Raw genomic sequence first — 22,552 nt, forward strand, 5'->3', positions numbered from 1 at the left:
AGTTCTAAATAAGACTTGAAAACCCATTTACCATTAAACAAAAAACCTCTGGAATCTTTCTGATTCCAAAGGTTTAATGATTTATCCAATCTCATTTTTAGATCAAAACTTCCTGTACTTTCCATCCAAAAACTCATTGGCTTTATCTTCTTCAAAACGGGCCTTTTTGCTGTCCCAGTGAAGTGTTTCATTGGGAAAGCGTCCCGCAATCACTCCAAGTAGGATCGTTTCTGTAAGATTTGCCGAATAAGAAAAGGGAGCACTACATTCTGTTTTCCCCAAACATGCATCTACAAATTCATGATAGTGCTTCTTACTTTCTGCAGCATAGTCTTTCACGGGCTCGCCTAGATTAAATTGAGCAATATCCATTTCCTTATATTGACCATCCACGATCAAGCGAGGAAGTTGCATAAAGTGCGGAAGTAATAACCGCCCCTTTTCTCCAAGGAACATGGCTCCCTGATCGGGAAGCTTGTCTCCATTTGGAAGGGCGAGATCTGGATGATCGGCAGGCGCACCAGGTCCGTCTGACCATATCCAAGTCAAAGTTTCTGCTGTGTAAGGCGTAGCAGGGAATTCGTAGGTTACAATATTATTTTCTGGAAAGCCGAAACCGGTAGGCTGTCGGCACTCATTCTTGATCGTTCTTGGCACATCTAGAGCAAGGGCATTGTACGGTGTATCAAAAATATGAACCCCCATATCTCCAAGAGTTCCACAACCAAAATCCAAAACCTTTCTCCAGTTGCCCGGGTGATACTCCCCTTCTTTAAACGGCCGCTCAGGTGCAGTTCCTAGCCAAAGGTTCCAGTCTAGATCAGCAGGAATCGGATCACTACCTTGCGGCATGGGATCATCAGTTCCCCAATTTTTTGGAGACCAAGCCCTGACGGTATGCACCTTTCCGATGATTCCTGATTGAATTAGCAGCGTCGCTAATTTGTAATCGTAGAATGAGTGAACTTGAATCCCCATCTGCGTGACCAAGCCTTTTTTCTCAGCCACCTTCTTCATTTCTCTGGCTTCAGAAACATGATGCGTCAAAGGCTTTTGACAATAAACAGCCTTATCCATTTTCATCGCCATTAAGGAAGCTGGAGCATGGGTGTGATCAGGAGTAGAGACAACCACTGCGTCAATATCTTTTTTCAACTCCTTCAATAAAACCCTGTAATCCGTATAAGTCTTAGCCTGCGGAAAATCTGCAGCCGCTTTACCAAGATTAGTACTATCTACATCACAAAGCGCCACAACCTCCACCAATGGGTGCGAGGAAATTGCCTTCAAATCTTCAACCCCCATTGCACCTACTCCAATCTGGGCTATCCTCAATTTACCATTGGCTTGTGCCTGCGCAAGTAGGGCAGGTGAAAGTGCAAGAGCAGCTGCCCCAAGGCCAGTTTTCTTGAGGAAATCTCTTCTGTCGATAATCTGGAAATTCTTCTTCATGATGTGCTTTTTGATCGATAGGATTAGTTTAGGTTTATTGGAAAAAGAAATGATCGAAGCCAATTGAAGCATTCTTTCATTTTGCATGCTTTTCGCGTTTTAAGATAGCTTCCAAAAATGGATTTGCAAATCCCGATTACTCAAAAGGTCAACTTCCGGCAACAAAAGCTGAGCGTGAAAATCGGCAGTTCTCCAAATCCTGATTATATTTTGCCAATATTTTAAAAGCCCGACACAAACCTTTGTAATGATGAATAGAAGGCCTTTTTTACAAAAACTTGGAATCCTAACCACTTCAACGATGACGCTTCCTTTTTATCTTTTTGGCAAAATGCAACTCCCAAAGGAGACAAAGTTTAAGTTTATCACTGCCTCGGATGGACATTTTGGACAGCCAAACACCGATTTTGAAAAAAGCCATCAAGACCTAATCCAGGCAATCAACAAAGAAAAAGATGTGGATTTTGTGGTTTTTAACGGGGACCTAATCCATGATGAGCCGAGCTTGATGCCGGAAGTCAAAAAGGTTTATGATCAAGTGCAGCATCCTTTTTTTGTGACGAAAGGAAATCATGATCGGGTGGATGAGGAAACTTGGAATCAAATCTGGAATCAACCTTCAAATTTTTCTAAAGTTCATCGAGATGAGTTGGGAATGGTTTTGCTGAATTGCTCCAATCCAAAAGGCGAATATTTATGTGCTGATCTTGATTTTGCCAAGCAGACTTTAGACGAATTTTCAAGTCTACCCCATGTCATGGTTTTCATTCATATTTCTCAAAATGACTGGACTCGTCATGGAGTCAGCTGTCAGGGATTTATGGACTTGATAGCTTCTTACCCCAATGTTCGGGCGACATTTCACGGACATGACCATGATGTAGACGGTGTAATGCTGTACCAAAAAAAGCCATTTCTCTGGTCAGGACATTTTGGGGGCAGTTGGGGAAATCCATTTCCAAGCTACCGAGTCTGTGAGGTTGGGGCTGATGGATCGGCCGCCACCTATCTGAAGCGAGTTTCGGACGGAGTGATCCTAAATGGCTACACCCTTTAAAACTTAATCCGAGACTTTCTGAAACACTAAAAAGTGCTGAATTTTTAAAAATTTCCCGTTTTCCACCAGTTTAAATCCATTTGCCTTGAGCTCCTTTTCAGCTTGGCGAGCGGTCATCTTATGAAGTGGCTTAATAGCAATCGTCGGGTCCTCACCTCTGTATTCGATTAGAATCAACTTACCACCGGGTTTCAGCGATTGATGAATGGATTGAAGCATTTCCTGTGGAAACTCTAACTCATGATAGACATCCACCATAAAGGCCACATCGATTGCCCCATCAGGTAAATTGGGGGACGTAGAACTTCCCTTAGTGGGAATAACCTGCTCAAATCCTAATTCCTTCCTTCTGCGATCGAGGTAATTCAGTGCCTCATCCTGAACCTCAACTGCGTAAATTTTTCCTTCAGGAATTCTTTCCGCCACGCGAAAAGTATAGTATCCGGAACCGGCACCGATATCAGCGACCACACTTTCTGAAGTCAAGGGTAAGTTTTTTACCGCCAAAGAGACTCCTTCTTCCGCCTCTCTACTATCACGCTCCAACCAGTCTTTTCCAGCAAAACCCATGATATGAGATATTTCCCGCCCCATATAGATTTTACCTGTTCCATCCCATGAGGGGTTTTTGAATTTATAAGGTGAATCATCTTTTTGAGACCCATTCTGAGCCTGACAGGCTATAAGTGGCAGAATGCATCCTAAAACAAGAATTGTATATCGGAGAATCTTCATGATCATTTTTTTATGAAAACCACTAAAGTGGAAAGCTGTTTAAATCATTGGTACTTTCTAATTGAATTCGCATCCATCTTATTTTCCTTTCTTCAAAAAGCAAAAAAAATGGCTCCCATCTGAGAGCCATTTTTGTTATTGATAGTTATGATTAATTAATCATGAAGATCAAATCGATCTAGATTCATGACCTTATCCCAAACTTTCACGAAGTCATTGACAAATTTCTCAGCTCCGTCAGCACAGCCATATACTTCGGCATAAGCTCTTAGCTCGGAATTAGATCCAAAGATCAAGTCAACTCGAGTACCAGTCCACTTTGGCTCACCTGTTTTGCGATCACTACCTACGAAGATATTGCTCTTATCATTAGTAGCTCTCCAAGTGGTTCCCAAATCAAGAACATTCACAAAGAAATCATTGGTCAATTGTCCTGGCTTATTCGTAAAGATACCATGCTTTGATCCATCCCAGTTTGCATTGAGAGCTCTCATACCACCTACCAAGGCAGTCATTTCTGGTCCTGTCAAAGACATCAATTGAGCCTTATCCACCAATAATTCCTCACCTTTTACTTCGCAGTCTTCAGACATATAATTGCGGAAGCCGTCAGCGATTGGATTAAGATATTCGAATGAAAGAACTTCTGTCTGCTCCTGAGAAGCATCTGTTCGACCTGGAGTGAAAGGAACTTTTACATCATATCCGGCATCTTTTGCTGCCTTTTCTACAGCGGCACATCCACCCAATACGATCAGATCAGCTAGGGAAACTTTCTTTCCACCATCAGCGGTACTGTTAAATTCCTCTTGGATGCTCTCCAATGTTCCTAAAACTTTTGACAATTGCTCCGGATTATTCACTTTCCAGTTTTTCATTGGCTCCAGACGGATGCGTGCACCATTTGCACCACCACGCTTGTCAGAGTTTCTGAAAGTAGAAGCAGAAGCCCAAGCTGTACTTACTAGTTCGGAAACAGTCAAGCCAGAAGCTAGGATGTTTGCCTTCAAGCCTTCGATATCCTTTTCGTCAACCAATGGGTGATCTACCGCAGGAACAGGATCTTGCCATAGTAGGTCTTCAGCAGGAACCTCAGAACCAACATAGCGAGCCTTAGGCCCCATGTCACGGTGAGTCAACTTGAACCAAGCTCTTGCGAAAGCATCTTCGAATTCCTTAGGGTTCTCATAGAATCTTCTTGACACTTTTTCATATTCTGGATCAAATCTCATTGACAGATCCGTAGTCAGCATAAATGGCTTATGGAATTTGCCAGGAATATGTGCATCAGGGATAATCGCTTCTGCATCCTTAGCTACCCACTGATGAGCACCTGCTGGACTCTTTGTCAATTCCCACTCATATTCAAACAAGAACTTAAAGTAGTCATGGCTGAATTTAGCTGGGGTAGATGTCCAAGCTCCTTCCAAACCACTGGTAATGGTATCAGCACCTGAACCTGAACCGTATTTGCTGGTCCAGCCCATTCCCATTTCTTCGATAGAAGCTGCTGCTGGTTCTGGTCCTACGTATTCATCAGGATTTGCGGCACCGTGTGTTTTTCCGAAAGAGTGACCTCCAGCAATCAATGCCACTGTTTCCTCATCGTTCATAGCCATACGTCCGAATGTCTCACGGATTGCTTTACCTGCCTCTACCGGGTCAGGGTTGTTGGCTGGACCTTCAGGATTTACATAGATTAATCCCATTTCAGTTGCACCTAGTGGGTTTTCAAGAGCTTCTGGACTTCTGTGGGCTTTCCATTCAGCCTCAGATCCCCAGTAAATATCCTGCTCTGGCTCCCAAATATCTTCACGACCTCCTGCAAAACCGAAAGTCTTGAATCCCATGGATTCCAAAGAAACGTTACCAGCAAGAACCATCAAGTCAGCCCAAGAAAGTTTCTTTCCATACTTCTGCTTGATTGGCCACAAAAGCAAACGGGCTTTGTCCAAGTTGGCATTATCAGGCCAAGAATTTAATGGAGCAAATCGCTGATTCCCTGTTCCTGCGCCACCTCGTCCGTCATGGACTCTGTAGGTACCGGCACTATGCCAAGCCATACGAATCATAAATGGACCATAGTGGCCGTAATCTGCAGGCCACCACTCTTGAGAAGTCGTAAGCACTTCTTCGATATCCTTCTTAAGTTGACCTAGATCCAACGAAGCAAATTCCTTTGCATAGTTGAAATCTTCATTCATTGGGTTTGACAAAGAAGAATGCTGTCTTAAAATATTCAAATTCAGCTGATTGGGCCACCAATCAACATTTTGAATTCCTTTGCCGGCAGCTGCCTTTGTAGGGCCATTGTGAAAAGGACATTTGCTGATGTCTCCATTCACAGAATAGCTGCTACCGCCGTTTTCGTGTGGATTGTTCATGATGTTATCGTTTATAGTTAATTGTTAATTTCAAGTCTTACGAAATTACCAAAAATTTTATTGATATGAATTTTTTTTTGATTGATAAAAACTATGAGACTTTACTACCCATGTCAGTTTTGCATAAATGAATTTTTGTGAAAAAAAGCTGATAAAAGTCTCCATTTTTTCTACTGATTAGACTTAGAAAAGTAGGCTAAAGAAATTCCAGATCGAAGAGGTTTTCTTTAAGTCAAAATGGTCATTACTGGAATCGTCGAGATGAAGATTATCGGGTATTTGGGCCATTCCTACCTATTTCCTCTCTTTTTTTCAGGCTTTTTTATTAGAATCACTTAGGTTAGATTTCAATATCCCACCAACACTCATGAGCAGGCTATTCAGAAAATTCCGACAAGAGATTATTTCCAAAGGCAAAATCCAAAAATATTTGCTCTATGCCTTGGGAGAAGTGGTCCTTTTAGTCATTGGGATAATGATTGCCCTAGCCATCAATAACAACAACGTCATTAATCAAAACCGAGTCAAGGAGCAAGTGTACCTTAAGGGGTTGAAGGAGGATTTTCAGATCAGTCAATCCAAACTCCAGGAATTGATCAAGGTCAACCGAAACAACCTTGAAAATGCCAAGAAAATCATCCAAGCTGACCCAAAAGACTCCAACCTTTTAGAAAGTCAATTCTCCCAATGGGTTTTTGAGGCATTGGCATTCGAAATTTCCTTTAGCCCAAACAACTCTCTGCTAATGGAAATGATCAATTCGGGAAGTCTTAAAGATGTATCCAATCCAGACTTGAGGAAATCCCTCACCGATTGGTTAGCTAATTTGGAGGATATTCACTCTCAGGAAAATGAATTAAGCATACAGCGAGAAAAGGTGATCAATGTATTTGATGAAGAAGGATATAGCATCCGGAAAGTCTTTGAAGATGCCGGGGTTACTCAGGCGTTGGGAATTTCAAAAGGTGATTTTTCGGAAAGCAATTTGCAGATTTTAGAATCTGTGTCTTTTGAAAACCGACTTTTGATCTTTATCCTGACGACTCAAGCTACTGAAGAAGCGCATTACCTGCCTCTCATGGACAAATTGGAATCCATTTTGGCCTTGATTGAAAAGGAAATTGATTGATAATTAAGGCTTTGGATTGATATTTATTTTTGCGCTTCTAATAAATTTTAACTTAAAAAAACAAAGATCAGTTCTTTAATTTTGTAGTTTTAGTATCCAACAAATTGCGCTTGTTATGAAAATTATCGGAAGTTTTTTGACCCTATTTTTCAGCACCTTAGGATTGGCTTTTGCACAGGAAAAGATTGATTCGCTCAGTAATTCTCTACAGGATACACTGAAGAATCAATGGAAATCCATTCCTGATTTAAAGAGAGATTCTATAGATACCGGAAGGATACTTTTGGACAGTGGGTTTTTATTTTTACCCAAGAGTCTAGACCCAGAAAGGTATATGGACTTATTACCCAACCGTAAGTTTAGAGTAGGAATGCCTCCTATCTATCAATTACCTGACCCCCAAAGCCGCATGCCCATCAAAGAGTTTGACGACTCGGTGAATTACACCATTCAAATCAAAAAAATCGACTAAGATTCCAAATTGCTATCCAGTAAAAAAGCCCGATTCCTACACGAAATCGGGCTTTATCATTTATCAACACTTGATTTTTAAGTAAAATTCGGGTGGACTAATTTAAGATCTGAAACCTTAAACTTTTTCATTTCAAACCACTTACAATTCACTACTTACAAAAACTATCTACTTATCCTGCGGCTTATCCCGCTGCATCTCAACCATATCTACAGGAGGCGGTGTATTGTCACCCAAGAGGTGCCGCACGAAGTAATCTCCCATTTTCCAGAAGAAGTATTCAGCCATCGGTCCATATCCATGACGCTGACCTGGCAAAATCACAAATTCAAATCGTTTCCCAGCCTTGATCAGTGCTTCGGCCATTCGAATTGTACCTGCCGGGTGCACGTTGTTGTCCACATCTCCTGTGCTGAGCATCAGGTGGCCTTTTAGGTTTTTAGCCAAGTCGGGATTCTTTTCGATTTGGTAGACAAAAGTGGTATCACCTTTTGGAGTGATGACTTCTTTCACGCCGTGGTGCTTTTCAGACCACCAGCGGTTATAAATGTTATTTTCATGATTTCCAGCAGATGAAACAGCTACCTTGAACACCTCAGGATAAACAAGCATCGCTGCTGTAGACATAAAGCCACCGCCAGAATGCCCGTGAATTCCCACTCGATTTCTATCGATGTAGGAGTGTCGATCTGCCAATTGATCTACTGCAGCTTTCTTATCTGCTAAGCCATAATCTCTCAGGTCACCGTATCCATAATTGTGATACCACTTGGATCTCGCAGGATGTCCTCCTCTATTTCCTAAAGTCACGACTACAAAGCCAAACTGCGCCAAACGGTCTGTTCGATCCATGCTTCTTCCGAAGGACTTATTCACCGCTTCGGTCTGAGGACCAGGATAGACATATTGTACCAATGGATACTTTCTAGTAGAGTCAAAGTCAAAAGGCTTGTACATCACCCCGTACAAATCCGTGATTCCATCATCCGCTTTGAACTTGAAGGGTTCCGGGAATTGATAGCCTGCGGCAAAAAGCTGAGTCAAATCGGCTGTCTCCAAATCCATTACCTTGTTGCCATTTCTATCCATGAGGACAGAAACAGGCGTTGTATTCACGCGGGAGAAATTATTGACAAAGAATGAAGCATTGTCATTTATTTCTATGCTGTGATTGAAGTTGCCGGAATTGAGTAGGCTGATTGCCCCACCATCCATGCTGACACTGTAAAGATGCTCGTAATAAGGATCCTCATCTCTTTCACGTCCGTTTGCTACGAAGTAAACTTTTCGATTTCGCTCATCTACTCTAGCCACGCCGCTTACATGGAATGGACCTGAAGTCAATTGCCTTTTGAAAGTTCCATCTTTTCCATAGAGGTACAAATGTGCCCAACCGTCACGCTCAGACCACCAGATCATATCATTCCCAACTAGCTCCAACTTATCAAAATCTATGTAAGTATTGCTACGCTCTTCGATCAAAACCTCCTTTTCACCGGTAGCAATATTCCAGCGGCAGACATCTACTCGCTTCAAGTCCCTACTGGTGATAGCAAAATAAAACTCATCCAAATCTCCCAACCATGTAGCCGGACGAAAATCATCATCCCGAGTATTGGTAGGAGGAGTAGTGGACCAAAGGCTAACCGTCTGATCTTTGAAGGTTGAAATAGGAAGCTTACTCATCTCCTCAGATTCGAAGGAGTAGTGCAACAATTCAGTTTGTGGTTGCTCCTTTTCACCTGGCATCGCATACTTGTAGGTTTCCAAAGTGGGTCTTGGATCCCGGGTATTGTGAATGACCCAGAGATCTTTCACTTTACGCTGATCGCTACGAGTTAAGATAAACTGCTTGGAATCGCTGCTCCAAAGTACGCCTACCCGCTTCCGGTCATTCTTCTTCTTTTCCTCCTCCACATTGTCATCTCCACGACCTCCCCAGCCGTATTCGTAATCCTTTTCTCCGTCCGTGGTCAGTTGGTTTTCCACGATAGTCGAATCTTTTTCGTCCTTCACTGCTTTTAGGAAATTTTCCTTATCCATCCAATACAAATTGAAGTTTTTGGCGAAGACTACCTTGGAGGAGTCGGGCGCAATATTTGCCCAGGAAAGACGCTTTGGATCCTTTTCAGTTTCGATCTCAGTCAACGTTTGCGAGCCAATATTGAAAAGAAAGGTGTGGACTTTCTTCTCTAAAGAATCCTTGGCATTTTTATTTTTCTCCTTGATCTCAGCCCAGTCAGACTTAAGCACATCAGCTGTAGATTTTACCTTGAATCGGATGGTATTTTCATCTTCTAAGAGTTTCAAGTCATCCAGTTCCAGATGCTGACCGTCGTAGGGGTCTTTCACCGCTTTGGTGATTTCCGCAGCCAATTTGTCTCTGTCAAAAAGTTCGGTTTTGGTTTTCCTTACCGGATCGACTACATACCACCGCTTTCCATCACTGGTTTCATACTCATACCAGAATCGATCAGACTTCTTCATCCAATGAGGATTGACAGAAGTTGAGAAAATCATTTTGCGAAGTTTGGCAGGAGCAAAACGGGAAGCTAGTTCATAATTCCCCTTGTAAATGGGCTCCTGTGCTGAAGCTAAATTGACGGTCAGAAAGAGACCTAAAATCAAGAGTATTCGCTGCATTATTTAGTGAGTTTAATTCGAAAACGAAACTAAATAACAACCGCGAATAGCTTTTTACCACTTGCGTAAAAATCTCATTCATAGCAGAATCAAATCTGCCAAGAAACCTTTGCATACCTAGGGGTGGCTTTTGTAATTACGCCACCAATCAGGTAAAAAAGATAATAGGTAAGCATCGTAATAGTCGCAAAGGGGACTTGCCAAAGACTCAAATTAACTTTTGCACGGTTTTTCCAAATTCTAACGATGGTGTTTTTACTTCGCAGCAGATAAATTTTGAAAAATCTAAATGCCGGATGATCAACTCGAAAATCCTTTTCGAAAAGACGCAAGTAATCATCCCTACCCTCAGCCAAAGCTCGGTTGAAAAAGTGTTCCCAACCATTAGGTGCGGGGTGTGATGCTTTTGCCTGATGGCAAATGAATAATTTCACTCCTTTTCTTTCCAATTCTTTCCAAAGCAAGGTGTCTGCACCTCGGGTGACTCCCTCAGCCATTTTTGGATAGGGATTGTCAATGAGGAGCTGCTTTTTACAAATAAAATTATTGGAGAAAATAAGATTTGCTGATTCCATATCGGATCGATCAGATGGGGCAGGGAAAAACCAAGCTAAAGAGAAACACTTTCCTATAAAATCGGAATAGTCGATATGTGTGGCCCCGGCGATGATAGCCTCAGGATATTTTTGGTGAGCATTCAATAGAGCCTCAAGCCAACCTGCCTGTGGAATGATATCACTATCCAAAATAATAACCGTCTCTCCCTTTGCATGTCTTACTCCCTCATTTTTTAATTGAAAATAGTGAGCATCTTTCACATCCAATACCCTAGTCTCTTCCATTTCGGGAAGATTTTTTTCATCAAGAACATTTCTTAAGAAATCAGATATAAACTCTTCGGAAACTTGCTCTGAATTGTGAAGAATAAGCAACTCAAATTGAGCTTGCTGTTGAGTATTAGACTGTAAATGAATCTGAGTTAGCAATTCACTTGTCCGGTCTAGTTCAGAAAGAATGGCGTTTTCCCACTCTAATACAAAAGTGATTTTCATAGTATCTAAAATAAAAGACTGAAAAGGTATTTATTTCATTTCAAAAAAGAAAGAAAAGCACGACCCATCTTATTTTTCACATCTGCTTAACACAGCCTTCACTTTCACCAAAGAAAATTTGGAAAAAATAGCAAATACTTAACAGACTAAGTGTTACAGATTTACAATGTCACGCTACCTTTCAACCAAAACCAATAGCGTGAAAACTCACTTCAAAACGATCATTGTATCTGACGTTCACTTGGGTACCAAAGGCTCTAAGGCAAAAGAAATAGCGCGATTTCTCAAACAGTACCACTGCGATAATCTTATTTTAAACGGTGACATTATTGATGGGTGGCGTCTCAAAAAATCGGGGGCTTGGAAAAGAAAACATACCCGTTTTTTCAACCGCATCCTCAAAATGATCGAAAATCATAACACTCAAGTTTTTTACTTGAGAGGAAACCATGATGATTTTTTAGATCAAATTCTTCCTCTTCAAATAGGAAACCTTTCGATTCAGACGGATATGATCTATGAATCTCAAGGAAAAAAATACTTCATCACCCACGGGGATGTTTTCGATAGCATTACGACCAATCTTCGCTGGATAGCCTATTTGGGCGATATGGGTTACACATTCCTCCTTTGGCTCAATCGAGTGGTCAATCACTACCGATTCAAAAGAGGCTTACCTTACTTTTCATTGTCTCAGTATATCAAAGGCAAAGTGAAGTCTGCGGTATCCTATGTGGATCAATATGAAACTGAGCTCGCCAAAATGGCAAAAGCCAAAGGCTGCGACGGGATCATCTGTGGGCACATCCACAAGGCAGAAAACCGATTGATCGATGGTGTTCATTATCTCAACTCAGGTGATTGGGTAGAGACAATGTCGGCTTTGGCAGAAGATCACGAAGGCAACTGGCAATTGATCTACTATTCCGAAATCAATTTCAAGGAAATCAGAGATCAAGAAATCGGCAGTTTCTTTTCTGGCAAAGAAGAAGAGAATGAAAGCACCATCATTCCTCTTCGAAAGGTATCGTTCGATAGCCCAAAAGACGACCTGAATCCACCTGCATTTCGATAACTATGAGGTTTCTTTTTATCGTACAAGGCGAAGGCCGAGGTCACATGACGCAGGCTATCGCATTTTCAAATCTACTGCGTAGTCAAGGTCATGAACTCGCAGCTGTTTTGGTTGGGAAAAGTCATCGAAGAAGTATTCCGGATTTTTTTACAAGAGAAATTCAGGCTCCAATCCTTGCTTTAGACAGTCCAAATTTTGAAGCAGATGGAGCAGAGAAAAAAATCCTTTTAGGAAAAACCATCCGCAAAAACCTAAAAAAAGCTCCCATTTTCTGGAAAAGTCTCCTGCAAATCGATGACCAGGTAAAAAGTCTAAACCCAGATGTAATTCTGAATTTTTATGACCTCTTGGGAGGGCTTTACTCCATGCTTTTCCGACCAAAAGCCGCTTATTGGGTGATCGGTCATCAATACCTCTCGGGACATCCAGAGTTTCTTTTTGCGCCGGGAAGAAACTTGGAGCGCCTGCTTTTCAGACTCAATACCCAAATCACTGCCTGGGGAGCTCAGGAGATCTTGGCCTTGTCTTTTTTGCCGCAAAAAATAGCAAGTCGAAAAATTCGTGTCGTACCTCCTCTCCTTCGACGGGAAGTCAAAAAACTATCTCCGCACCAAGGCGACTTTTATCTTGCCTATATGGTCAATCCCGGATACGGGCAGGAGGTGATAGCGTATGCCAAAGCTCATCCGCACATCCAGATCAAAGCTTATTGGGACAAAAAAGATGCAGCCGACATTGAGCAAGTCCTTCCCAACTTGAGCCTAAACCGTGTCCATGATCAGCGCTTCTTGCAAGATATGGCAGCTTGTAAGGGCTTAATCTGTACTGCTGGATTTGAATCCGTCTGCGAGGCGATGTTCCTAGGCAAGCCAATACTTGTCATCCCCGTAGCTGGACAGTACGAACAAGCCTGTAATGCACTAGAGGTATTTCATTCCGGCATAGGAAAAACAGCTAACTCATTTGATTTTTCTATTCTCGAGTTGGCTTCTCTTGAAAAAACCAATCCTCTTCAAGAGGATTTTCAACGATGGATAGAAACTTGGGAGCAAGTGCTCATGCAGCTACTTCCGGTGCCTGAGGAGACAAGCATTTTCATCCAGTCGTCGGATTTGAGCTATACTTGATTTAAATCATCCCGTCAACAAATGTCAGAACCCGACTTCGTACGGCTAGGCATGGAAGGCGAAGTCGGAGGATTCACGAGCTTCTTTTCAGCATCATCCAATGCCAGAAATACATTCTGAACTCGGATAAACTCTTCGAAAATAGCTTCTCTTTTGGTAGAGTTACCAGAAAACTGAAGCCTCATTTCGTATTTTTTCAAATCATAGGCCAAGAGCATTTTTTGGTAAGATTCCAAAAGGCCTGAGGTAATTTGAGTTGATGCTGTACTTTTCAAACCATTTGCCGGAGGCGGAGGTGGTGGCAACTGCTTTAGTTCTTCCTCTGTCAAATCTTCCCGAAGCTTGAAGTAATATCCATCCTCCTTCTTAAATCGAATGTAGGGAGAAAATGGATGAGTCGGTCTTTCTGTCAGCCTTTTATCCTCTACTCTTAATCGAAAATACTTCCCACCAAGATCCAAAAACTCCTCCAGCAATTCCTCTTGATCCCTTTTGTCTTTCTCAATAAAATGAACACCTGTGTTGAGTTTTTTATGGTAAGCTTTGAGCTCTTTTTGGTAAAGAGAAACAGGGTTCGTATTCGTCGAAAAACTTTGATTTTTTGGTTCATCCACCGGTATTGTTACTGTCCCACGAAGAGGCTTGGTTCTAGTATCCGAAAACTCCCCAAAACTATTTTCAAAGGCTTCTTTCGTATATAAATTGACTTGATAATTCTGCGGAAAGCGTTCCGAACGGGCATTTTTATAGACAAAACTGGAAAAGAAATGGACAATTTCTTCCTGCGAAATTTCATCCAATTTTGAATTGGGAATAACTTCTCCATCAAGCCAAAGCGCAAACTCATTACCATCTTTCCAACTTTCAAATTGATCAGCCGAGGGCGCTTTTGCCTCTATTTTGTTTGGAGTATCTGGAAGTCCATCTTTCAGGCTTTGCGGCAATGCTTCATAGCTTTTTTCTTCCAGTTCCCCATCCGGATACTTCAAGATGAACTTGGTCTGACTGTAATATTCAGCTTTTGTCATTTTCTGAGAGGATTGATCGGTCACCAACTGATAGCTTTCACTCAAATCTTCTACTAGTTGATTCTGACCCTGTCCGTCGACCCAGACCAATCGTCGAATGCCATTTTCCCTGAAAATAGAAGTGACTGCATCAATTTCACCCATTGAATTACCTTCATGAATGAACATTCGAATCAAAAGTTCTTTATCAGGAAGCTGATCTAAAACAGTGGATAATTGTGCTATAGGCTGGATATCTTCACTTTGTGGATCATTTAAAATAAACCGACCCTCAGTAGCCAGGTAGAAGGTTAAGTCATATAAATTTTCTGAGCTTTCAACTTCCATGGGAAATATATGTACCTCATGCCTCGGTGCATCGAATGGCTTCTTTACATGTTCACTAAACCCATAATAAATCAAGCCCATCATCGGGATCAAAAACAATATTTTCAAGGCTGTTCGGATAGGCTTCTGTTTTTTACTCATCATCTGCATTCGTTTTTTGGTTAAAGAAAAATTAAGGCGGCTAGTCAAGAGATGTTGCGTACTTGAAATCGCCAAGGATAGGAGCTGTCGCTGATAGGAAATTTGATCTACTTTTTGGATGGCTGCTCGATCCGCGATAAACTCATGATTGAGCTGAATGGACTGCTTGGCCCAATAAAGACCCGGGTGAAACCAAAACGGTATCATCAAAAATTCAATAAAAATCAAATCAAGACTATGTTTTTCTCGCACATGACAGAGTTCATGCTCGAAGATCGCATCACTCAATCCTTCCGCTTCAAAGCTTTTTTTGTGGACGAAAATAAAATTCAAAAAGGAATAGGGAAGTGTATCCTCCTCCAACAAAACCAAAACCTGATCTCGATAAACAACACGAATATTGGAATTCGCTTTATTCTTCAAAACTCTAATATTCCAAAAAAAGCGATAAGCAAAAATCAAGGAAACCAGCCCATAAAGCCCAATTCCAAGAGCTTTCCAAGGAAATTGCAGGGGAGGATTAGGTGATTTGGCTATTTCAAAATTCTGCTGAAAATCTCCTTGACTGTTTACTGACATACCATCTAGCTCCTCGATTACAACCCATTCGCTAGGAGTAGAATCCTGGATTTCGATTTGATTCAGTGGCAAGAGAAAAGAAATCAGCACTGCGAAAAGGAGATAGAACCGATTAAATCGATACAAGACTTCCTGCTGCAAAAACAGACGATAAAATAGCTGCATTAGCAGTAAGCAAAGGATGGATTTGAGCAAGTATTCCATTACTTTTTTTGGTTTAGTTGGTCATCTATCATAGACTTTAGCTCTTTTAATTGAGCCTCGGTGAAAGAACTTTGCTTCGCAAAAAATGAAGCAAACTGAGCAGGAGAATCATTGAAAAAGTTCTTGATCAAACCTTGGAGATGTTTGCCAAAATAGGACTCTTTGGATACAAGGGGAAAATAAAGCCTAGCCTTTCCCTCTGTCTGATAGTCCACGAATTTTTTCTCCTGCATTCGTTTGAGCAAGGTGGAAATAGTAGTCGCTGCAGGCTTGGGCTCAGGATACGCTTCGATCAGATCTTTCAGAAAAGCTTTTTCCTTTTCCCAAAGGTGATTCATTAATTCTTCTTCGGCTTTGGATAGCATAGATGTTCAGATTAATATTCTACAAATGTAGAAGAGATTTATTATTCTACAAGTGTAGAAGAATAGTTTTATGATATTTTTAGAAAAACATAAATGAATTCTAAAAACTGAGAAATAGGCACTTTAAAGCAGTTCGTTTCATAAACAACTGAAAAACAATCCTTAAATACTTTCTCTCCAAGAAAAAATAATCAGCTGAGCTGAACAGAATTACGAATTTTCGGCTTAAATACCCAGAAATTGATAATTTCACCACCTGCTCAAGAAGAAGACCATGTTAGCCGAACATATACGATTACAGGAAGATAGAGAATACAAAAAGCACTGGAAGAAATGGGGCCCCTACCTTACAGAAAGACAGTGGGGAACCGTCCGTGAAGACTATAGCCCTGATGGTGCAGCTTGGGAAAATGTGACCCACGATGAGGCACGTAGCAAGGCCTATCGCTGGGGAGAGGAAGGCATCGGTGGAATCTCCGACCACAAACAAAAACTTTGTCTTGCCTGGGCATTTTGGAATGGAAAAGACCCATTTATCAAAGAGCGGCTTTTTGGATTGACGGGAAATCAGGGAAATCATGGAGAGGACGTCAAGGAAATCTATTACTATCTAGACTCCACGCCGACTCACTCCTACATGAAGATGCTTTATAAGTATCCTCAAGCCGAATTCCCTTACCAAAAACTACTTCTGGAAAATAAGAAAAGGCAAAAGACCGACCCTGAATTTGAACTGATCGACACAGGAGTATTTGATGAGGATCGGTACTTTGACATTTTTATAGAATATGCCAAAAATGACGCAGAGGACATTGTCGCTAAAGTAACCATCCATAACAGAGGTCCCGAATCAGCTCCCATTTGGGTGATGCCGACGCTTTGGTTTCGAAAAACTTGGTTTACAGGCCACGAACCCTTTATGCCAAAGTTGAGCCTCGTCCGCTCCAATAGAATCAAAGCGTTCAATCCAAAATCGGGAAACTATTCTATCACCTTCAGTGGCAGCCCAGATATTCGGTTTTGTGACAATGAAACCAATCGGGAAAGGCTTTACAATATCCCCAACGAGCGGGAGTTTCATAAAGACGGTATCAATGATTACCTGATCAAAAAGGATGACTCCAAAGTCAATCCAAAGTTTACCGGTACCAAAGCAGCGGCCATTTACCACCTTGAAATTCCAGCTGGAGAGAAAGTAGAGATCAAAATGCGACTTCAGCATCAGTTGGAAGATCAGCCACTAGAAATTTGTGAAACCTGCTTAGAAGAAAGAAAGCGGGAGGCCGATGAGTTCTATGGTCAATTGCAAGATCGAGTCACGGATCCTGACCTAAGACAAATTCAGCGGCAAGCCTATGCAGGTATGATGTGGTCTAAGCAGTTTTATTATTACGATGTAGAGCGGTGGCTGGAAGGAGACCCTGGGAGATACGTACCTCCGGTTGCTCGAAAGAAAGGCCGAAATCATCAGTGGCGACACCTTCAAAACTACGATATCATTTCCATGCCGGACAAGTGGGAATATCCATGGTATGCGGCATGGGACTTAGCATTTCATTGTATTCCCATAGCTCGAATTGACCCGGAATTTGCCAAAGATCAGCTGCTACTGCTACTCAATGAGTGGTACATGCATCCTAATGGTCAAATCCCGGCCTACGAGTGGAACTTCTCGGATGTCAATCCACCTGTTCATGCTTACGCGGTGCAGCGCGTCTATCAAATAGATAAAAAAGCCAATGGAGGAAAAGGTGACCAGGAATTTCTAGAGCGTGCGATGCACAAACTCATGCTCAATTTCACCTGGTGGGTCAATCGAAAAGATAATGACGGCAAAAATATATTCGAGGGAGGATTCTTAGGACTGGATAATATTTCCATTTTCGATAGATCTGCGGCGGAGTATTATCAGGGCAAACTGGAACAAGCCGATGGTACTTCTTGGATGGCGATGTTTTCGTTGAACATGCTCCGAATGTCCTTGGATCTTTGCGAGTTCAACACTGTGTATCAGTACACTGCGACCAAATTTCTGGAGCACTTTCTCTACATCGCCGGAGCAATGAACAATATCTCAAAGGAACACATATCTCTTTGGGATGATGAGGACCAGTTTTTCTATGACGTTTTCCACTTCAAAGGAAAAGAGCCCGAAAAGCTAAAGGTTCGCTCTATTGTGGGTTTAATTCCACTTTTTGCGGTGGAGCCTATACGAGAAGAGCTCTTCGAAAGCCTGCCTGAATTCAAGAAAAGGCTGGACTTCTTTATGCGGGAAAAGCCAAAATTAGCAGCGCTGGTATCAAGCTGGATTCATCCAGGAAAAGGCAAACGCAGACTTTTCTCTTTGCTGCGAGGACACCGAATGCGAAGTGTCCTTCACAAGATGTTGGATTCTGAGGAGTTTTTGAGTGATTTTGGAATTCGATCCCTATCCAAATTCCATTTGGCCAAACCTTACACACTTCAAATGAACGGAGATGCCTATTCAATCAGATATACTCCCGGAGAGTCTGACACCCGGATGTTTGGAGGCAACTCAAATTGGCGAGGACCGATATGGTTCCCTATTAATTACCTGATCATTGAGTCGCTGAAGAAATTCAACTTCTACTATGGCGGTGACTTTTCGATCGAATACCCAACCGGATCGGGCAATTACCTTTCCATGGATATGATTGCAAAGGAACTTTCACTGAGATGTATGAAAATCTTTATGCGAGATGCGAATGGAAACAGACCTGTCTTTGGGAATCAGGAAAAATTCCAGAAAGACCCTCATTTCAAGGATCATATATTATTCTATGAATATTTTCATGGTGATAGTGGCAAAGGCCTAGGCGCTTCCCATCAGACAGGATGGACAGGCCTAGTGGCAGAGATGATCCATAAATATTACAAAGAAGAAAAACTAGAAGTACATGCCTCTACTCCCCTTTTTAGAAGCTAATCGCCTCGAAGCAGGCTGTGATGAAGTAGGAAGGGGCTGTCTTGCAGGTCCCGTCGTGGCAGCTGCTGTTATTTTACCCGAGGACTTTTCAAACCCTTGGGTAAATGACTCCAAAAAATTACTCAAATCGCAGCGGGAAGAATTGGTGGAAGAAATCAAGTCCACTGCACTTAGCTGGGCCATCGCAGAGGCAAGCGTAGCCGAGATCGACCAAATCAATATTTTGAATGCCTCTTTCTTAGCAATGAAGCGAGCTGTTTTGGGACTAAAAACTCAACCCAATCACTTACTGATCGATGGGAATCGGTGGAAGTCTGATTTACAGATACCTCATACCTGCGTAATCAAAGGGGATGGAAAGTTTGCCAGCATTGCAGCTGCTTCCATTTTAGCCAAAGTCTATCGAGATGATTTTATGGCCAAACTGGCAGAGGATTTCCCTTACTATGGATGGGAAACCAATGCAGGCTACCCGACAAAAGTACATCGAAAGGGAATCTCAGACCATGGAGCTACTCCATGGCACCGATCAAGCTTTAAGCTTTTACCAGATCAGTTGGAGCTTAATTTTACGTAATTTACTTTTTGGGCTTTTCTACTACTCGCTCAAAAATCAGTTTACCGCTATTGCCTGACTTGGTAATGGGTTCCAGCACCAATCTATTCTCATCAAAGTCTACAATTTTTGCCTTCCGCTCCATTTCTCCCTCACGGATGATCAATACATCCCCTTCACCGATCTCAATTTGAGCACGACGCTGAACGATGGTCTGATTGACCATGTCTGTATAGCGAAGGGAATCTCCTGGGGTAAATTGATAAATCGTGGACTCAAGCCTATTCTTGATTCGATATTCCATATTTGCCCGGGTAGCGGAGTCGGCTTCTCTGAATTGGGCGGAATTTCTAATTCGATCAATCCCATCGAAGTAAACCAATTGCCATTTACCGATGAGTTGTTGTGCTTCTATGCTAGAAATGCTCAAGAATAGCGAAAGCAGTACAGGAGAAAGAAAGGATAGGTTCATATTGATACCTAGGCAATTTTATTGCCAAAAAATATTTTATCAGCCAGGAACGACTTTCACATTTAAAAAAGGAAGCCATTCTTCGGCATGTCTCTCGGCATAATCAGCCAAAAAATAAGATAGGGTGGGCTTAAAAGGAAGAATTTTTAAAGGCATGCCAGCTTCTTCCGGTGTCTTGTTTCCCTTATTTACGTTACAGCGATTGCAGGCGGTAACTAGATTAGTCCAGGACGTTTTTCCACCCTTGGATCGAGGCACAACATGATCAATTGTCAAATGCTTCACCGATCCACAATACTGACATTCTCCATTATCTCTTCGAAAAAGGTTGGCCCGATTGAGCATCACCCCCCTATAAGGAATGCTTTTATATTGATTTAGTCGGATGACAGCAGGATATTCAAAACTTCTGCTAATGGTTCGGATCTGTAAAAGTTCGTAGGTGGAAAGCATGGTTGCCTTCTCAAGCAAAGTAAGAACGATAGCCTTTTGGGCCGAAACTACTGCCACCGGTGAGTGATCCAAATTTAATACCAATACCCGCTTTTCCATCTTCAATTAAACACTGACCTAGCTTCCAAAACGACCTGTTTATTTCGATTGTTTGCAAGAAAACCCTCCCATTCCTCAAGATCTGAGACTTTCATCCGACTATCCATCCAAAGTACTTCCTCCATGCCCAGGTAGATTGCGAATTGATCTTGACGAGAATCTTCATCATGAAAAATAAATAAATCTCCCGGCATGGCATGATTAAAAGGTAAAATTCTTCCGGGCAAAGTGGCTGAGGACCATTGATATCCGGCGATGGAGTAGATCAAAGCGAAACCCTGTAGCTCGTCCAACCCAAAAATACTTCGGCCTCCCGCTTGCCAAGGAGCATTGATATACCGAAGCGCAATTTCCAGTAATTCATCCCGATCTGCCCGCTTAGCATGGGCTCGGCTAGTCCCGGTAAAGCCTATAGTTTCCTGCCAATTGAAAAGCTCCAATTCCGAAAAGTGTAAACGGCTTCCGGGCAATAAATATAGATTTGTCCCCATGTATTCTATGGCAGCTATGGGGCTTGTAACTATCTGAAAATCTTGGTCCAGAAAATTCTGATACTCGTCTTTGTGGATTTCCTTGAGTGACTTTGTCGAGATCCAGCCTCCCATTCTACTATCCTCATGAAAAATGCGATACCACTGACGATCTGTGGACACAGCTAGTACTTGATAACACTCCCCAAATAAAAGTTGGGAAATCATCGCCGAATTGGTACTTGGCTGTCGGTATACGGGTAGCAGGGTTTGCCTACAAATCCCGAAGGAATCAATTAAGGGCCATTCGTTGAAGTTCTCTTTTGGCATCTTTAGCTTTCAAGTCCTGTCGCTTGTCGTGAGTCTTTTTACCTCTTCCGAGGGCAATTTCCATTTTTGCCAGCCCACGATCATTGATAAATATACGAACAGGAATGATAGTCAGCCCCTTTTCTTGGGACTTCGTGTGGAGTTTTTCAAGTTCTTTCTTATTGAGAAGGAGTTTCCGATCTCTTACCGCCTCGTGATTATAGCTAGAAGCCATGGAGTATGGGGCGATATGCATTTGCCTCACAAAAAGCTCCCCATCCAGAAAAACGCAGAAAGATTCCGTGAGAGAGACCTTCCCCTCCCGGATGGATTTGATTTCGGTGCCTTTCAGCATGATTCCAGCTTTGAAAGTATCAATAAACTCAAATTGAAAGCTTGCCTTCTTATTCTTTATATTGACAATCTTATCAAACTTCTTCTTATCTGCCATATTAGATTTTCATTTTTGCAAGAGGCGTAACCTCCAAAGAGGAAAAGTCCCCTTCCAAATATTTAAAGTGAGCTGCCATGGCAATCATCGCCGCATTGTCTGTGCAGTACTCAAATTTGGGGATAAAAAGTTCCCAGTTTCTCTTTTTTGCTTCCAATTCCAATGTCTTCCGGAGTCCGGAATTAGCCGAAACACCCCCTGCTATGGCTATTTGCCGGATCCCAGTCTCCTTGGCAGCTTGCACCAATTTGATTCGAAGCATTTCGATCAAAGTATATTGAATGCTTGCACAGAGATCCTGTAAATTTTCCTGAATAAAATCCGGATTTCCTTGAAGTTGCTCTTTCAGAAAATATAAAACTGCAGTCTTGATTCCACTAAAGGAAAAATCCAGATTCGGCATTCGGGTCACCGGAAAATCAAAAGCTTTAGGATTTCCTTCTTTTGCATATTTATCGATCAAAGGACCGCCCGGATAAGGCAAGCCAAGAAGTTTCGCCGTCTTATCAAATGCCTCGCCTACAGCATCATCCCTAGTCTCCCCAATCACTTGCATATCCAAGGCTGAATTAACTTTGACCAATTGCGTATGGCCTCCACTTACTGTCAAACAGAGAAATGGAAAAGTAGGCTTGGGGTCCTCGATAAAATGCGCTAAGACGTGCGCCTGCATATGATTAATCTCAATAAGCGGGATATCCAATGCCTGTGCCATTGCCTTGGCAAAACTCACACCTACCAAAAGCGCTCCCATCAAACCGGGGCCACGGGTAAATGCTATCGCAGAAAGCTCAGATTTTGAAATACTTGCAGAATCCAATGCCTCCTGGACGACTGGCACTATATTTTCTTGATGTGCCCGAGAGGCTAGCTCCGGAACTACACCTCCATATTTTTCGTGAACTGATTGTGTGGCGATGATATTATTAAGTACTTTGCCATTAGCGATCACTGAGGCGGATGTTTCGTCACAGGATGATTCGATAGCTAGTATGTAATTAGTCTTAGTACCCATTGGAAAATAA

19 protein-coding genes are annotated in these 22,552 nt (G+C 42.1%); 7 read left to right on the forward strand and 12 right to left on the reverse strand.

The annotated features are described in order from the left end of the window. Positions 1-102 precede the first annotated feature (102 nt). The gene (locus CDH51_RS07700) at positions 103-1,452 is read right to left on the reverse strand and encodes a Gfo/Idh/MocA family protein (RefSeq protein ID WP_100629377.1); all 1,350 of its coding nucleotides are present in this window, start codon (positions 1,450-1,452) and stop codon (positions 103-105) included. 301 nt (positions 1,453-1,753) lie between these two features. Between CDH51_RS07700 and CDH51_RS07705 the strand changes: the two genes are divergently transcribed. Further along, on the forward strand, positions 1,754-2,509 hold the full coding sequence (locus CDH51_RS07705) for a metallophosphoesterase family protein (RefSeq protein ID WP_232724776.1): 756 nt from the start codon (positions 1,754-1,756) through the stop codon (positions 2,507-2,509). A 3-nt stretch (positions 2,510-2,512) separates the two neighbouring features. Here the strand turns inward: CDH51_RS07705 and CDH51_RS07710 are convergent, their stop codons facing one another. Then, complete coding sequence (locus tag CDH51_RS07710; protein ID WP_100629379.1) at positions 2,513-3,244, reverse strand: class I SAM-dependent methyltransferase; 732 nt, start codon at positions 3,242-3,244, stop codon at positions 2,513-2,515. A 155-nt stretch (positions 3,245-3,399) separates the two neighbouring features. Beyond that, positions 3,400-5,628 (reverse strand): catalase/peroxidase HPI, encoded by a 2,229-nt coding sequence (gene katG, locus CDH51_RS07715; RefSeq protein WP_100628114.1) that lies wholly within the window; start codon positions 5,626-5,628, stop codon positions 3,400-3,402. Between the two features lie 367 nt (positions 5,629-5,995). Here katG and CDH51_RS07720 point away from each other — a divergent pair, with 367 nt between their 5' ends. Both CDH51_RS07720 and CDH51_RS07725 read left to right on the forward strand, forming a co-directional pair. Then, complete coding sequence (locus CDH51_RS07720) at positions 5,996-6,757, forward strand: DUF6090 family protein (RefSeq protein ID WP_100628115.1); 762 nt, start codon at positions 5,996-5,998, stop codon at positions 6,755-6,757. Between the two features lie 115 nt (positions 6,758-6,872). Then, positions 6,873-7,229, forward strand: coding sequence for a hypothetical protein (locus CDH51_RS07725; RefSeq protein WP_100628116.1), 357 nt, complete (start codon positions 6,873-6,875; stop codon positions 7,227-7,229). 168 nt (positions 7,230-7,397) lie between these two features. Here the strand turns inward: CDH51_RS07725 and CDH51_RS07730 are convergent, their stop codons facing one another. Together CDH51_RS07730 and CDH51_RS07735 are read right to left on the reverse strand one after the other, a co-directional pair. Continuing rightward, entirely contained in the window at positions 7,398-9,872 is a 2,475-nt protein-coding gene (locus CDH51_RS07730) for a S9 family peptidase (protein ID WP_100628117.1), read from the reverse strand. Positions 9,873-9,961: 89 nt separating this feature from the next. Beyond that, complete coding sequence (locus CDH51_RS07735) at positions 9,962-10,924, reverse strand: glycosyltransferase family A protein (protein WP_100628118.1); 963 nt, start codon at positions 10,922-10,924, stop codon at positions 9,962-9,964. Positions 10,925-11,123: 199 nt separating this feature from the next. Here CDH51_RS07735 and CDH51_RS07740 point away from each other — a divergent pair, with 199 nt between their 5' ends. After that, positions 11,124-11,999, forward strand: coding sequence for a UDP-2,3-diacylglucosamine diphosphatase (locus CDH51_RS07740; protein ID WP_100629380.1), 876 nt, complete (start codon positions 11,124-11,126; stop codon positions 11,997-11,999). A 2-nt stretch (positions 12,000-12,001) separates the two neighbouring features. Continuing rightward, the gene (locus CDH51_RS07745) at positions 12,002-13,126 is read left to right on the forward strand and encodes a glycosyltransferase family protein (protein ID WP_100628119.1); all 1,125 of its coding nucleotides are present in this window, start codon (positions 12,002-12,004) and stop codon (positions 13,124-13,126) included. 14 nt (positions 13,127-13,140) lie between these two features. Here the strand turns inward: CDH51_RS07745 and CDH51_RS07750 are convergent, their stop codons facing one another. Then, positions 13,141-15,405: a M56 family metallopeptidase gene (locus CDH51_RS07750; protein ID WP_100628120.1), complete on the reverse strand. Its 2,265-nt coding sequence runs from the start codon at positions 15,403-15,405 to the stop codon at positions 13,141-13,143. Then, positions 15,405-15,770 carry a BlaI/MecI/CopY family transcriptional regulator gene (locus tag CDH51_RS07755; RefSeq protein WP_100628121.1) on the reverse strand — a complete coding sequence of 122 codons (366 nt, stop codon included), beginning with the start codon at positions 15,768-15,770 and terminating at the stop codon, positions 15,405-15,407. Before CDH51_RS07755 ends, CDH51_RS07750 begins: the two co-directional genes overlap by 1 nt. A gap of 274 nt (positions 15,771-16,044) precedes the next feature. Here CDH51_RS07755 and CDH51_RS07760 point away from each other — a divergent pair, with 274 nt between their 5' ends. Then, entirely contained in the window at positions 16,045-18,717 is a 2,673-nt protein-coding gene (locus tag CDH51_RS07760) for an MGH1-like glycoside hydrolase domain-containing protein (RefSeq protein ID WP_100628122.1), read from the forward strand. Then, positions 18,689-19,294, forward strand: a complete 606-nt coding sequence (locus CDH51_RS07765; protein WP_100628123.1) for a ribonuclease HII — start codon at positions 18,689-18,691, stop codon at positions 19,292-19,294. Before CDH51_RS07760 ends, CDH51_RS07765 begins: the two co-directional genes overlap by 29 nt. A 1-nt stretch (position 19,295) precedes the next feature. Here CDH51_RS07765 and CDH51_RS07770 read toward each other — a convergent pair whose 3' ends face one another. Genes CDH51_RS07770 through tsaD form a run of 5 tightly spaced genes read right to left on the reverse strand, consistent with a single transcriptional unit; the run spans position 19,296 to position 22,542 of the window. Then, on the reverse strand, positions 19,296-19,745 hold the full coding sequence (locus CDH51_RS07770) for a hypothetical protein (protein WP_100628124.1): 450 nt from the start codon (positions 19,743-19,745) through the stop codon (positions 19,296-19,298). Between the two features lie 39 nt (positions 19,746-19,784). Then, complete coding sequence (locus CDH51_RS07775; RefSeq protein ID WP_035483114.1) at positions 19,785-20,297, reverse strand: HNH endonuclease; 513 nt, start codon at positions 20,295-20,297, stop codon at positions 19,785-19,787. A 2-nt stretch (positions 20,298-20,299) separates the two neighbouring features. Continuing rightward, positions 20,300-21,097, reverse strand: coding sequence for an SH3 domain-containing protein (locus CDH51_RS07780; RefSeq protein ID WP_134202336.1), 798 nt, complete (start codon positions 21,095-21,097; stop codon positions 20,300-20,302). Further along, complete coding sequence (gene smpB, locus CDH51_RS07785) at positions 21,060-21,527, reverse strand: SsrA-binding protein SmpB (RefSeq protein ID WP_024284948.1); 468 nt, start codon at positions 21,525-21,527, stop codon at positions 21,060-21,062. Before smpB ends, CDH51_RS07780 begins: the two co-directional genes overlap by 38 nt. 1 nt (position 21,528) lies before the next feature. Next, positions 21,529-22,542: a tRNA (adenosine(37)-N6)-threonylcarbamoyltransferase complex transferase subunit TsaD gene (gene tsaD / locus CDH51_RS07790; protein ID WP_100628125.1), complete on the reverse strand. Its 1,014-nt coding sequence runs from the start codon at positions 22,540-22,542 to the stop codon at positions 21,529-21,531. Between the last annotated feature and the right edge of the window lie 10 nt (positions 22,543-22,552).

The sequence above is a fragment of the Algoriphagus formosus genome, assembly GCF_002807035.1.
Classification (GTDB): domain Bacteria; phylum Bacteroidota; class Bacteroidia; order Cytophagales; family Cyclobacteriaceae; genus Algoriphagus; species Algoriphagus formosus.